This is a genomic window from Stenotrophomonas sp. SrG (assembly GCF_050031795.1).
Lineage (GTDB): Bacteria > Pseudomonadota > Gammaproteobacteria > Xanthomonadales > Xanthomonadaceae > Stenotrophomonas > Stenotrophomonas rhizophila_A.
Map to the genome: position 1 here is coordinate 1 of NZ_JBNBBE010000105.1, position 300 is coordinate 300.

The following is a 300-nucleotide window of genomic DNA, read 5'->3' on the forward strand; positions in this document are numbered from 1 at the left end:
CCGGCTTCCTTGCGCTGACCAGCATCTCCCTGCACGCCGTGCACCACTGGGGCGGGGTGTCGTGGAACGGGCGGCTGTGGTCGTCCACGCTGGCACAGTCCAGTTTGACGGTGGTGTGGAGTGTGCTCGGCGTGATCAGCTGGGTGTGGGGTTCGCGCCGCGGGCAGCGCGCCCGGTGGCTGGTGGGTGCGGTGCTGATGGGCGTGGTGCTGGCCAAGCTGGTGCTGAGCGACCGGCAGCACCTGGGCAACCTGCTTGGTATGGCTTCCTTCATTGCCTCCGGCCTGCTGTCCACGGTCG

The 300-nt window shown here is 68.7% G+C and carries 1 protein-coding gene; it reads left to right on the forward strand.

Annotated elements, in window-relative coordinates; translation table 11 throughout:
• Positions 1-300: DUF2339 domain-containing protein (locus tag ACQG3P_RS19155; RefSeq protein ID WP_426805922.1), on the forward strand; the 300-nt coding region annotated here is incomplete at both ends.